Source organism: Kitasatospora sp. NPDC047058 (assembly GCF_040643935.1).
Taxonomy (GTDB): Bacteria; Actinomycetota; Actinomycetes; order Streptomycetales; family Streptomycetaceae; genus Kitasatospora.
Genome location: NZ_JBEYVJ010000224.1, coordinates 1 through 11,984, shown reverse-complemented (window position 1 = coordinate 11,984; position 11,984 = coordinate 1). Strand labels below are relative to the sequence as shown.

Annotated in this window: 10 protein-coding genes; 7 read left to right on the top strand and 3 right to left on the bottom strand. The window is 72.1% G+C overall.

The features are described 5' to 3' along the window. Positions 1–1,341: choice-of-anchor A family protein (locus ABZ885_RS26780; RefSeq protein ID WP_360193624.1), on the bottom strand; the 1,341-nt coding region annotated here is incomplete at its 3' end. 290 nt (positions 1,342–1,631) lie between these two features. On the opposite strand from ABZ885_RS26780, the gene ABZ885_RS26775 reads away from it, so the two are divergent. Further along, positions 1,632–2,582, top strand: a complete 951-nt coding sequence (locus tag ABZ885_RS26775; RefSeq protein ID WP_360193629.1) for a COX15/CtaA family protein — start codon at positions 1,632–1,634, stop codon at positions 2,580–2,582. A 93-nt stretch (positions 2,583–2,675) separates the two neighbouring features. On the opposite strand, the gene ABZ885_RS26770 is transcribed toward ABZ885_RS26775, so the two are convergent. After that, positions 2,676–3,014 (bottom strand): hypothetical protein, encoded by a 339-nt coding sequence (locus ABZ885_RS26770; protein ID WP_360193622.1) that lies wholly within the window; start codon positions 3,012–3,014, stop codon positions 2,676–2,678. A 92-nt stretch (positions 3,015–3,106) separates the two neighbouring features. On the opposite strand from ABZ885_RS26770, the gene ABZ885_RS26765 reads away from it, so the two are divergent. Further along, on the top strand, positions 3,107–3,751 hold the full coding sequence (locus ABZ885_RS26765; protein WP_360193619.1) for a DUF2461 domain-containing protein: 645 nt from the start codon (positions 3,107–3,109) through the stop codon (positions 3,749–3,751). Between the two features lie 65 nt (positions 3,752–3,816). Here ABZ885_RS26765 and ABZ885_RS26760 read toward each other — a convergent pair whose 3' ends face one another. Next, complete coding sequence (locus tag ABZ885_RS26760; protein WP_360193616.1) at positions 3,817–4,758, bottom strand: heme o synthase; 942 nt, start codon at positions 4,756–4,758, stop codon at positions 3,817–3,819. Between the two features lie 455 nt (positions 4,759–5,213). Here ABZ885_RS26760 and tkt point away from each other — a divergent pair, with 455 nt between their 5' ends. From tkt to pgl, 5 genes are all read left to right on the top strand, one after another. Continuing rightward, positions 5,214–7,313 carry a transketolase gene (gene tkt, locus ABZ885_RS26755; RefSeq protein WP_360193613.1) on the top strand — a complete coding sequence of 700 codons (2,100 nt, stop codon included), beginning with the start codon at positions 5,214–5,216 and terminating at the stop codon, positions 7,311–7,313. 87 nt (positions 7,314–7,400) lie between these two features. After that, the gene (gene tal / locus ABZ885_RS26750; protein WP_360193610.1) at positions 7,401–8,537 is read left to right on the top strand and encodes a transaldolase; all 1,137 of its coding nucleotides are present in this window, start codon (positions 7,401–7,403) and stop codon (positions 8,535–8,537) included. A gap of 64 nt (positions 8,538–8,601) precedes the next feature. Next, complete coding sequence (gene zwf / locus ABZ885_RS26745) at positions 8,602–10,158, top strand: glucose-6-phosphate dehydrogenase (protein ID WP_360193627.1); 1,557 nt, start codon at positions 8,602–8,604, stop codon at positions 10,156–10,158. After that, positions 10,155–11,228 carry a glucose-6-phosphate dehydrogenase assembly protein OpcA gene (opcA, locus tag ABZ885_RS26740; RefSeq protein WP_360193607.1) on the top strand — a complete coding sequence of 358 codons (1,074 nt, stop codon included), beginning with the start codon at positions 10,155–10,157 and terminating at the stop codon, positions 11,226–11,228. The genes zwf and opcA overlap by 4 nt, the downstream gene beginning before the upstream one ends. A 22-nt stretch (positions 11,229–11,250) precedes the next feature. Beyond that, the coding region (gene pgl, locus ABZ885_RS26735; RefSeq protein WP_360193604.1) for a 6-phosphogluconolactonase at positions 11,251–11,984 on the top strand (734 nt) is incomplete at its 3' end.

The window sequence follows — 11,984 nt, the reverse complement described above, 5'->3', positions numbered from 1 at the left end:
ATCGGCGGCGCGGTCGTGATCGCCGCCGATCGCCAGCGGGACGACCGGGCCGGAGCCGGTGTGCGCGAGGTTGCCCCCGGTGGCCGTGGCCGAGGGGCTCGCCGGAGCGGACGGCGCAGCCGGGGCGGAGGCGGACGGGCTCGCGGAGGCGCCCGGGGTCGGCCGGCCGCTCACCGGGGCGGACGGGCTGCCCGAGGTGCCCGGGGTCGCCGGGGCGGTCGGCGTGCCCGGCACGCCCGGGGTGGTGGTCGCCGACGGCGAGCCGCCCGGGACGACCGGCGGCACGGTGGGCGCGGTGGGCACGGTGGTCGGCGACGGGACGACCGCCGGCAGGCAACCGGTGAACGGGTGGTGGTGCGTCTCCGCACCGCCCCTGCCGGTCAGCGACTTGGCGATCACCGAGCCGTTGACCGGACCGCCGCTGCCGAGGTCGAAGGCCGCGTTCGGCGCCAGCACGGTGCCGGCCCAGGCGGCCGCGCTGTTCTTGACCACCTTGGTGGCGGAGGGGAAGTTCCACAGCTGCCCGGACCGGACCGCCCCGCCCGCAGCGCTCTGCAGCTTGTCGTCCAGGACGTACGCCTGCTTGCCGTCGTCCCACAGGTGGAAGCCGGTGGTCCGGGCGGCGGCCATGTCGTACGCGTCGCCGGTCACGTTGATCACGGTGACCGAGCCAGCCGGCACCTTCAGGAAGACGTCGGTGGCCCCCTGCAGCGTCGCGGCGCTCACGGTGAAGCTGTTGAGCCCGGCGTCGGCCGCGGTCAGGCGGAGCTCCGCGCCCTTGGCCCCGACCGTGGCGCCGGCCGTCTGCGGCGCGGAGGCGAGCGCGGCGGAGGCGGTGCGCAGCCTGGCGAACTCGGCCTTGAAGTCGATCGGCGAGGCCCCCTGGGCGACCGTGCCCTGGTGCGCCTCGATCACGGCCCCGGCGGCCTTCGAGCCGTAGACGCCGTTGCCCTTCATCACCTGGGTGTTGGGCCCGGTCACACGGCCGGCCACGACCAGCGCGTTACCGCCGAGCAGCGCCTTGACCTGCTCGGGGGTCAGCTCCTGGCCGACCGAGAAGCCGCCGGTGAAGTCGGCGTTCCCGCCGACCGCCACCGCACCCTCGGCGTCCGGGGTGTGGGTGTCGTCGCCCTCGACGAACTCGCCGTAGAGGCCGGCGACGCCGAGGCTCTGGCACGACCGGCCCGGACCGGCGGCCTGAGCGGCGCGAACGGCCTCAGCGGCGCGAGCGGCGTGAGCAGCCCCGGCGGCCGAAGCGGCCTGGGCGGCCGGAGCCGCGAGGGCGGCCAGGGCGAGGGATCCGCCGAGCGCGAGCGCGGCGGCGGGCAGGGGTATGCGCATGTGCAGGATCTCCGCTTGACGTGCGGGGGTGGGTGCGGTCCGCAAAAGGTATGGACCAAGTCGCACTCTTTCGGCCACCCGGGCAATTGGTCAAGACCAATGACCACCATGTCCGAAGTATCCCGATTGCGCCAACGGGCTTGCCGGAGCGGCAAACCGCCCGCGCCCCGCGCGGCACGTGCCGCCCCGCCCGCCGCCCCGCCCGAAGATCGGCTGTAAGGCCGCCTACGATTGACCCCGTGCGTACCCTCTTCTCCCTGCTCGCCGAGCGCTGGCAGCCGTCCGCCGCCATGGTCAGGCGCGCCGCGCTCGCCGCGCTGGTGATGAGCGTGGTGATCGTCGTCACCGGCGGCGCCGTCCGGCTCACCGCCTCCGGCCTCGGCTGCACCACCTGGCCCCGCTGCACCGGCGAGAGCCTGACACCGACGCCCGAAATGGGCTTCCACGGCATCGTCGAGTTCACCAACCGGATGCTCACCTACGTCCTGAGCGCCGCGGTCGGCTGGGCCGTCCTGGCCGCCCGCTGCCACCGCCGGCCTTCGGCCGGGGGGACCTCCGGGCCCTGGCGGCACAGCCTCACCAAGCTCGGCTGGGCCCAGTTCTGGCTGGTGATGAGCAACGCCGTCATCGGCGGCATCACCGTGCTGACCGGCCTCAACCCGTACACCGTCGCAGTGCACCTGATCTCCGCGATGGCGCTGGTCTGGGTCGCGCTGCTGATGTGGGAGCGCGCGAAGGAGGGCGACGGCCCGCCGAAGCTCTCGGTGGCCCGCCCGATCCACCGGCTCTCGTACGTCCTGGTCGCCGTGATCGGCCTGCTGGTGGCGGCCGGGTCGCTGGTCACCGGCGCCGGTCACCACCCGGGGACGCCCAGGGACAACAAGATCGTGCCGCGGATCCCCGTCGACTACGACCGGCTCGCGCAGGCCCACGCCGACCTGGCGTTCGTCTCGGTCGGCCTGGCGGTCGCGGTGCTGTTCGTCTTCGCCGCGGTGAAGGCCCCGCCGGCCGCGAAGGCCCGCGCCCGCGAGCTGCTCGCGATCCTGCTGGTCCAGGGCGTGCTCGGCTTCGTCCAGTACTTCACGGACGTCCCGGAGCTCCTGGTCGGCGTGCACATGCTGGGCGCGACCCTCACCTGGATCGCCGCGCTGCGCATCCCGCTCGCGCTGCGGGTCCGCACGGACGGGGCGCCCGCGGCCGGGGCGCTCCCGGAGCGGACGCCGGAGCCCGCGGCGGCCTGACCCCCACCTCACCACGGCACAGCACGGCACGACAGAATGACGGCACGACGAAGGGCCCGGTCTCCGGACCGGGCCCTTCCACGTACCCGGGCGTCAGCCGCCGAGCTGGATGCCCGCCATCCGCTTCCACTCGTACGGGCCGGTCTTCACCTTCAGGCCCAGCTCGCCCTCGAAGCTGTCGTGCAGGGTCACCCCGGCCAGCTCCGCGGCCCGGCGGCCCACGGCGTAGCTCGGGGCCACCTGGTCGCCCCAGGCGCCGTCCGCGCCGACCAGCACGATCCGGGTGGCCACGGCGCCGACGTACTCGACGACACCGTCGGCGCTGCCGCCGTGCTGCTTGGCGAAGCTGGTGAGGTGCTTGGCGATGCGCTTGGCGCGGCGCTCGGCGCGGGCGTCCGTCGCGGCGGGGGTGGCGGTCTCTGCGCTGCTCATGACCGCATGCTACCCAGCGGTAGCGGCGCTGGCGACGGGAGCGGACTGTGCACCGGGCCACACCCCGCCCCGCCGCCCCACATACTGGCCCTGTGACCTTCCAAGGCTGGCCGGACGAGGCGCTCGACTTCTACGAGCACCTCGAGGCCGACAACTCCAGGACCTTCTGGCAGTCCCACAAGGACCGGTACGAGCACGCCGTACGGGAGCCGATGGAGCTGCTGCTCGCCGAGCTGGAACCCGAGTTCGGGCCGGGCAAGATCTTCCGCCCGAACCGCGACGTCCGGTTCAGCGCCGACAAGTCCCCGTACAAGACGCACATCGGCGCGCACCTGGAGGCCGGCGGCTACGTCCAGCTCTCCGCCGACGGCCTGGCCTGCGGCAACGGGCTCTACCAGCTCGCCCCGGACCAGCTGGACCGCTACCGGGCCGCCGTCGCCGAGGACGTCTCCGGCGCCGAGCTGGAGCGGGTGATCACCCGGGTCCGCAAGGCCGGCCCGGAGGTGGTCGGCCGGGACAGCCTGAAGTCCGCCCCGCGCGGCTACCCCAAGGACCACCCGCGGATCGAGCTGCTCCGCCACAAGGGCCTGATCGCCTGGCAGGAGTGGGCGCCCGCGGCCTGGCTCGGCACCCGCGCCGCCCACGAGCGGATCACCGGTTTCCTGCGGGCCTCCCAGCCGCTCAAGGACTGGCTGGACGGCCACGTCGGCCCGTCCGAGCTGCCACCGCGCCGGTGAACGCGGAGGGGCCCCTGCCGGCTCGGCAGGGGCCCCTCGTCGCACGTGTGCGGCAGGCGGTGCGGCTACTTCACGAACGGGTCGACCGCGATCACCACGAACAGCAGCGTCAGGTAGGTGATCGACCAGTGGAACAGCCGCATCTCCTTCAGCTTGGCGCCGACCACCCCGGCCTTGGCGCGGGCGTACAGCCCGTGCGCCTCCTTCAGCCAGGCCCCGCCGAGCACGGCCGCCGAGACGGGGTAGAGCCAGCTGGTGTCGGCCAGCGGCCAGAGCGCCATCGAGACGGCGACCATGACCCACGAGTAGATGACGATCTGCTTGGCGACCGCCAGGTTGCCCTTGATCACCGGCAGCATCGGCACGCCGGCCCGCTCGTAGTCCTCGCGCACCTTCATCGACAGCGGCCAGTAGTGCGGCGGCGTCCAGAAGAAGATCACCAGGAAGAGCACCAGCGCCGACCAGGACACCGAGTTGGTCACCGCCGCCCAGCCGACGAACACCGGCATGCAGCCGGCGATGCCGCCCCAGACGATGTTCTGCGCGGTCCGCCGCTTCAGCCCCAGCGTGTACACGAACACGTAGAAGAGCAGCGCCGAGAGCGCCAGCAGCGAGGAGAGCGGGTTGACCAGCGCGGCCAGCCAGAGCGTCGAGCCGACCGCCAGCGTGATGCCGAAGACCAGCGCCTCGCGCGGCGACACCATGCCGGTGACGAGCGGCCGCCGCTCGGTGCGCGACATCACCGCGTCGATGTCGCGGTCGATGTACATGTTGAGGGCGTTGGCACCGCCGGCCGACAGGTAGCCGCCGACGACCACCTCCAGCACCAGCAGCGGGTCCGGAACACCGCGCTGCGCCAGGAACATCACCGGCACGGTGGTGATCAGCAGCAGCTCGATGATCCGAGGCTTGGTCAGTGCGACGAAAGCGCCGACACGGGCCCCGAACGGCCGGTGCGCAGGCGTCGCCCCGGTGACCCCGGCGGGACGGGATTCGACGGCGGTCACTAACACCCCAACTGAAGATGAATCCTCACAGGCGGCCACAGGAACGAAGGTCCCGGATCGTCCGCTCTGCGCGTACCACGCCACCTTAGACGCTCCATATCTCCCCATCGGCTCCGGGGTCCCCCGGCGAGGCGGAACGCACACCCCTGGGTGAACCGACGAAGCTGACCCCGTACACCACCGGTCCCCCGTCCTGACCATAGGAGGGGCAGAGCCCATGAAAACGGGAGAGCCTGAGACAAAACCACCCATCGAACCCTCGTGGGAATCACCATACGGAAATCCCGGTTGTCTCAGCACGGAGGGTGAGCCTCGCCACGGACGGTAGGCTCGCACCGAGAAGCGGGATCTACCCTCCGTGACCGGCACCACCCAAGCGTCCGGCCCCAGCGACGTGGCCGACCCGGTCCCCCTCACGGGGTCACTCTTCACAACGGAAGGAGCCCTGAGACAGGGTGAGCACGACGCCGACGAATGCATTCGAGTGGTCCGAACTGGACGAGCGGACTGTCGACACGGCCCGTGTCCTGGCCATGGACGCGGTCCAGAAGGTCGGCAACGGACACCCCGGGACGGCCATGTCGCTGGCCCCGGCTGCGTACCTGATCTTCCAGCGCTTCCTGCGCCACGACCCGACCGACCCGGCCTGGGTGGGCCGGGACCGTTTCGTCCTCTCCCCCGGGCACACCAGCCTGACCCTTTACACCCAGCTGTACCTCTCCGGCTACGGCCTGGAGCTGGACGACCTCAAGGCCTTCCGGGTCGCCGGCAGCCGCACCCCCGGCCACCCCGAGCACGGTCACACCGCGGGTGTCGAGACCACCACCGGCCCGCTCGGCCAGGGCATCGCCAACGCCGTGGGCATGGCGATGGCCGCCCGCTACGAGCGCGGCCTGTTCGACCCGGACGCCCCGGCCGGCGAGTCGCCGTTCGACCACACCATCTGGGCCATCGTCTCCGACGGCGACCTGGAGGAGGGCATCTCCGCCGAGGCCTCCTCGCTGGCCGGCCACCAAAAGCTGGGCAACCTGGTCGCCCTCTACGACGACAACCACATCTCGATCGAGGGCGACACCGAGACCGCCTTCTCCGAGGACGTCCTCAAGCGTTACGAGGCGTACGGCTGGCACGTCCAGCGGGTCGCCCCGAAGTCCAACGGCGACATCGACGTGGCCGCCCTGGCCGACGCGCTGGCCGCCGCCAAGGCCGAGACCTCCCGCCCGTCGATGATCGCTATGCGCACGATCATCGCCTGGCCGGCCCCGGACGCCCAGAACACCGCCAAGGCCCACGGCTCCGCGCTCGGCGCCGCCGAGATCGCCGCCACCAAGAAGGTCCTGGGCTTCGACCCGGAGAAGACCTTCGAGGTCAGCGACAAGGTGATCGAGCACGCCCGCCTGGTCATCAAGCGCGGCAAGGCCGCCCGCGACCAGTGGCTGCAGTCCTTCGACGCCTGGCGCGCCGCCAACCCGCACCGCGCCGCCGAGTTCGACCGGATCCAGGCCGGCGAGCTGCCCGAGGGCTGGAAGAAGACCGTCCCGGTCTTCGAGGCCGGCAAGGACGTCGCCACCCGCAAGGCCTCCGGCGAGACCCTCAAGGCGATCGGCGCGGTGATCCCGGAGCTGTGGGGCGGCTCGGCCGACCTCGCGGAGTCCAACCTCACCACCATCGACGAGGAGAGCTCCTTCCTCCCCGAGGGCAACCCGCTGAAGACCGCCAGCCCCTACGGCCGGACGATCCACTTCGGCATCCGCGAGCACGCCATGGGCTCCACCATGAACGGCATCGCGCTGCACGGCCGCACCCGCGTCTTCGGCGGCACCTTCCTGGTCTTCGCCGACTACATGCGCCCGGCCGTCCGCCTGGCCGCGCTGATGAAGCTGCCGGTCACCTACGTCTGGACGCACGACTCGATCGGCCTCGGCGAGGACGGCCCGACCCATCAGCCGGTCGAGCACCTGGCCTCGCTGCGCGCCATCCCGGGCCTGGCCATGGTCCGCCCGGCCGACGCCAACGAGACGGCCGTCGCCTGGCGCACCGTCGTCGAGCGGCAGACCACCCACCCCGGCCCGGTCGGCCTGGCGCTCACCCGCCAGAACGTCCCGACCTTCGACCGCGAGGTCTACGGCTCCGCCGAGGGCACCGCGAAGGGCGGCTACATCCTGGCCGAGGCCTCCGACGGCAACCCGCAGGTGATCCTGCTCGGCACCGGCTCCGAGGTCCAGCTGGCCGTCAAGGCCCGCGAGGTCCTGGAGGCCGAGGGCGTCGCCACCCGCGTGGTCTCGCTGCCGTCCTTCGAGTGGTTCCAGGAGCAGGACCAGGCCTACCGCGACAGCGTGCTGCCGCCGTCGGTCAAGGCCCGCGTCTCGGTCGAGGCCGGCATCGCCCAGGGCTGGCGCGAGCTGGTCGGCGACCACGGCCGGATCGTCTCGCTGGAGCACTTCGGCGCCTCCGCCGACTACAAGGTGCTGTTCGAGGAGTTCGGCCTGACCGCCGAGCGCGTCGTCGCCGAGGCCCACAACGCCCTGCGCTCCCTCGAAGCCGTCAACCGCTAGCCCCCTTGGGCCGGGCCCCGACCCGCACGTCGAGGCCCGGCCCCTCTGACGACCCCACGAAGACAGAAGAAAAAAGGACTGAGCACCATGACTGACGCACTGAAGCGCCTCAGCGACGAAGGCGTGGCGATCTGGCTGGACGACCTCAGCCGTGAGCGGCTGAACTCCGGCAACCTGGCCGAGCTGGTGCAGAACAAGCACGTGGTGGGCGTCACCACCAACCCGACCATCTTCCAGAAGGCCATCGGCGGCAACGGCGCCTACGAGGGCCAGCTGCGCGACCTCGCCGTCCGCAAGGTCACCACCGACGAGGCCGTCCGCATGATCACCACCTCGGACGTGCGCGACGCGGCCGACGTGCTGCGCCCGGTCTACGACGCGTCGAACGGCCGCGACGGCCGGGTCTCCATCGAGGTCGACCCGCGGCTGGCCCACCAGACCGCGCCGACCGTGGCCGAGGCCAAGCAGCTGTGGTGGCTGGTCGACCGCCCGAACGTCTTCATCAAGATCCCCGCCACCAAGGCCGGCCTGCCCGCGATCAGCGAGGTCATCGGCAAGGGCATCAGCGTCAACGTCACGCTGATCTTCTCGCTCGACCGCTACAAGGCCGTCATGGACGCCTACCTGAGCGGTCTGGAGGCCGCCAAGGCCAAGGGCCTGGACCTCTCCCAGATCGAGTCGGTCGCCTCCTTCTTCGTCTCCCGCGTGGACACCGAGATCGACAAGCGCCTGGACAAGATCGGCGGCGACGCCAAGGACCTGCGCTCCAAGGCCGCCCTCGCCAACGCCCGCCTCGCCTACCAGGCGTACGAGGAGGTCTTCGGCACGGTCGACGGCAAGACCGCGGGCAGCGACCGCTGGAAGGCCCTGGAGGCCGCCGGCGCCAAGCCGCAGCGCCCGCTCTGGGCCTCCACCGGTGTCAAGGACCCGGCCCTGCCGGACACCCTGTACGTCACCGAGCTGGTCGCCCCCGGCACCGTCAACACCATGCCCGAGGGCACCCTCGACGCCACCGCCGACCACGGTGTGGTCACCGGCGGCACGATCGTCCCCAACTACGCCGACGCCAAGGCCGTGATGGACGCGATCGCCGCCGCGGGCGTGGACTACGACGACGTCGTGCAGGTCCTCGAGGACGAGGGCGTGGAGAAGTTCGAGCAGTCCTGGAACGAGCTGCTCGACACCGTCACCGCCTCGCTCAGCGCGCACGCCGACGAGAAGTGACTCCCTGCTCACACAGCCAGCGCACGAAAGCGGAGCACATCAAGTGAGCACTGATTTCCCCGAGTTGACGGCCGAATCGGACGCGGGCGATCCCCCGCCGGCGCCCGTCAACCCGCTTCGTGACCCGGCCGACCGGCGGCTCCCGCGCATCGCGGGGCCGTCCGGTCTGGTCATCTTCGGGGTCACCGGCGACCTGTCCCGCAAGAAGCTGATGCCGGCCATCTACGACCTGGCCAACCGCGGCCTGCTGCCGCCGGGCTTCTCGCTCGTCGGCTTCGCCCGCCGCGAGTGGGAGGACGAGGACTTCGCCAAGGAGGTCCACGACGCGGTCAAGGAGCACGCCCGGACGCCGTTCCGGGAGGAGGTCTGGCAGCAGCTCGCCAAGGGCATGCGCTTCATCCAGGGCACCTTCGACGACGACGACGCCTTCGACAAGCTCCGCGAGACCATCCAGGAGCTCGACAAGGCGCAGGGCACCGGCGGCAACTTCGCCTTCTACCTGTCCGTCCCGCCGAAGTTCTTCCCCACCGTCGTCCAGCAGCTCAAGAAGCACGGCCTGGCCGACCCGCCGGAGGGCTCCTGGCGGCGCGCCGTCATCGAGAAGCCGTTCGGCCACAACCTGGAGAGCGCCCAGGAGCTCAACAAGGTCGTCCACGAGGTCTTCCCCCGGGACGAGGTCTTCCGGATCGACCACTACCTGGGCAAGGAGACGGTCCAGAACATCCTGGCGCTGCGGTTCGCCAACCAGATGTTCGAGCCGATCTGGAACCGGTCGTACGTCGACCACGTGCAGATCACCATGGCCGAGGACATCGGCATCGGCGGCCGGGCCGGCTACTACGACGGCATCGGCTCCGCCCGCGACGTCATCCAGAACCACCTGCTGCAGCTGATGGCGCTCACCGCCATCGAGGAGCCGGCGTCCTTCCACCCCAAGGCGCTGGTGGCCGAGAAGCTCAAGGTGCTCAGCGCCGTCAAGCTCCCGGCCGACCTCGGCCGGCACACCGTGCGCGGCCAGTACGCGTCCGGCTGGCAGGGCGGCGAGGAGGTGGTCGGCTACCTGGACGAGGACGGCATCAACCCGGACTCCAAGACCGACACCTACGCGGCCATCAAGCTGGAGATCAACAACCGCCGCTGGGCGGGCGTGCCGTTCTACCTGCGCACCGGCAAGCGGCTCGGCCGCCGGGTCACCGAGATCGCGGTGGTCTTCCAGCGCGCCCCGTACCTGCCGTTCGACTCCTACGCGACCGAGGAGCTGGGGCAGAACGCCCTGGTCATCCGGGTCCAGCCGGACGAGGGCGTGACGGTGCGGTTCGGCTCCAAGGTGCCCGGCACCTCCTTCGAGGTCCGGGACGTCACGATGGACTTCGCCTACGGCGAGTCCTTCACCGAGTCCAGCCCCGAGGCGTACGAGCGGCTCATCCTCGACGTGCTGCTCGGCGACGCCAACCTGTTCCCGCGCCACCAGGAGGTCGAGCTGTCCTGGCAGATCCTCGACCCGATCGAGAGGTACTGGGACACCCACGGCAAGCCCGCCCAGTACCCGGCCGGCACCTGGGGCCCGGCCGAGGCGGACGAGATGCTCGCACGAGACGGCAGGAGCTGGCGCCGGCCATGAAGACCGACCTCACCAACACGACCGCGAGCAAGATCAACGCGGCCCTGATGGAGACCCGCCGGGCCGGCGGCTCCACCGCCGCCGGCATGGTGCTCACCCTGGTGATCGTGACCGACGAGGGCAGCGCGTACGACGCCCTCAAGGCCGCCAACGACGCCTCCCGCGAACACCCCTCGCGCATCCTGGCGGTCATCAAGCGCGCCGGGCGCTCGCCCCGGGCCCGCGCCGAGACCCGCCTGGACGCCGAGATCCTGGTCGGGAGCGACGCGGGCCCCGGCGAGACGGTCGTCCTGCGCATGCACGGCGAGCTCGCCTCCCACGCCCAGTCGGTCGTCCTGCCGCTGCTGCTGCCGGACGCCCCGGTGGTGGTCTGGTGGCCGGAGAACGCACCGCTGCACCCGGCCCAGGACCCGCTGGGCGCCATCGCCCAGCGCCGGATCACCGACGCCGTCACCGCCGAGTCCCCGGTCGGCCAGCTCGCCCAGCGGGCCCAGAGCTACACCCCGGGCGACACCGACCTGGCCTGGACCCGGATCACCGGCTGGCGCTCGATGCTGGCCGCCGCGCTGGACCAGCGGCCGTCCACGATCACCTCCGCGGCGGTCGAGGGCGAGTCGTACAACCCCAGCGTCGAGCTGCTCGGCCTCTGGCTGCACAACCGGCTGCACGTGCCGGTCGAGCGGGTCGTCACCGGCGGCCCCGGCATCACCGCGGTGCACCTGCGCACCAAGGACGGGGACATCACCCTGGACCGCCCGGACGGCCTGATGGGCACGCTCTCCATGCCCGGCTCGCCGGACCGCCAGGTGGCGCTCAAGCGCCGCGAGACCTCCGAGCTGATCGCCGAGGAGCTGCGCCGGCTCGACCCGGACGACATCTACGCCTCGGCCGTCCGCACGCCGGTCGACCGGCTGCGCGAGGCGGTCAACGCCGAGACGGTGGCGGCCGCGAACGCGGCCCAGTCGGTGGCCGAAGAGGCTCACGCCGAGGAGGCGCCCGCCGAGAAGGCCGCCGCCGACAAGGCCCCGGCCAAGGCGGCCGCCAAGCGCGGCAAGAAGGCGGACTCGTGACCGGGCACGGCGAGGAGCGCGCATGACCGCGTCCACCCCGCAGCTGGTCGTCCACCGGGACAAGGAGCTGATGGCCCAGGCGGCCGCGGCCCGGCTGATCACCCGGATCGTGGACGCCCAGGCCGCCCGCGGCACCGCCTCGGTGGTGCTCACCGGCGGGCGCAACGGCAACGCGCTGCTGGCCGCCATCGCCGCCTCCCCGGCCCGGGACGCGGTCGACTGGACCCGGCTGGACCTCTGGTGGGGCGACGAGCGCTTCGTGCCGTCCGCCGACCCGGAGCGCAACGCCGTCCAGGCCCGGGCGGAGCTGCTCGACGCCGTTCCGCTCGACCCGGCGCGGGTGCACGAGATGCCCGCCTCGGACGGCGTGGACGGCTCGGACGTGGAGGCCGCCGCGGCCCGCTACGCCGAGGAGCTGGCGAAGGCGGCCGGGCCGGGCGACCGGGTCGGGGTGCCCGCCTTCGACGTGCTGCTGCTCGGCGTCGGCCCGGACACCCACGTCGCCTCGCTCTTCCCCGAGCACCCGGGCGTCCGCGAGACCGAGCTGACGGTGACCGGCGTGCGCGGCGCGCCGAAGCCCCCGCCGACCCGGATCTCGCTCACCCTCCCGGCGATCCGGGCGGCCCGCGAGGTCTGGCTGCTGGCGGCGGGCGAGGACAAGGCCGGCGCGAGCCCGAAGGCCGCCGAGCTGAACCGGATCTTCTTCCTGGAGCTCAAGGTGGTCGGCTCGACCATGGGCACCAAGGAGGAGCTGGC